At 44.6% G+C, this 1,199-nt stretch carries 1 pseudogene; it reads right to left on the minus strand.

Features of this window, described 5'->3' with window-relative positions:
• Positions 1-1,199 (minus strand): annotated as a pseudogene (locus H5187_RS24890) (hypothetical protein); the annotation flags it as partial.

Below are 1,199 nucleotides of genomic sequence, written 5' to 3' on the forward strand. Positions count from 1 at the left end.
GCGGCTTCCATTGACTCACCACTATTTTTAATTACAACTTTACCCACACCTTTTATAGCAGAGCCTAATAATGGAACCAAACCAATGGCGGTTAGGGTAAAGGCTATCCAACCGTCGCTGTCATTGGCTTTGTCATCATCGGTGAGTAATACGGTATTTGCACAAATATCACGAATGTCCATGATTTGGTCAACCACCGGTATCATCGAGATAATGGTACCCACAACGATTTGTGAGGTGCTGGGGTTTTTATTAAAGTCACCTTGCAATGTGCCCCATAGCCAATCACCGGCTTGGTTGGCTAAATTGCCAGCCTCTTCCAGTTTTGCAGTGTTACCGCTATTGATCATGTGCACAGCATCAGCGGTGGTTATTTGCCCATACAACGGGTTTGGTGTGGTGTTATCTTCAGGCTGAAAATCGCGACTGTCTTCGCCGTATTTAACACTGAACTGACCGCTGGGAATATTGCTGAGTTGTGCTTGTCCACTGTCATCTAGTTGCCCGGTCGCTTGCGTTCCATCATCAAAGGTAATGGTGTAGGGCGCATTTTTAACCGGGCTGCCGTCTTGGTAAACGTATTCTAAATCGACTACGCTAGCAGTCGTTGCCGCAACGCCTGCATCATTTATGGTTACATCGTTAATGCGACTAATACTCGCAGGATTTGAGGCACTTGGGCTACTGGCTGTTTGCGGGCTTTCTATATCGTAATCAACCGGCCCATCAAAGGTTATCATGTTGCTGTCGAGGGTGAGCACGTTGGTGGCGATGATGGTGGCGTTGCCTTGGCTATCGAGTTTAATTTCGCCGCCGGCGTTATGAATGATTAAATCGCCTTGCCCAGAGCCTGTGATGTTAATTGACTTACTGGTTTGTAAAAACGTTGAACCATTTGGTACGTTGAGCTTTAAATCACTGTTATTAGTCTTTAGTAAAATATCACTTTGCGCGTTTATTTTAACCGCACGCCCCGAAATTAATGACAGCTCTTGGTCAGCTTTTACATCGATTTTTTTACCTGTGAACGCGTTGTTGCCGGCACTTTGGTAATTGATATTGCCGTTGTTAGTTTGTTGTTTGAGTTCATTTTTAACATCAATAAATTGATTGTTCTTTATCACAAACTGTACATTGTTTTGCTCGGTTTCTAGGCATAAATCGCGCCCGGCGTGTAAGTTTATCGTCCCAAGTTGGCT

It is taken from the genome of Pseudoalteromonas sp. SG44-1 (assembly GCF_014164315.1).
Lineage (GTDB): Bacteria > Pseudomonadota > Gammaproteobacteria > Enterobacterales > Alteromonadaceae > Pseudoalteromonas > Pseudoalteromonas rhizosphaerae.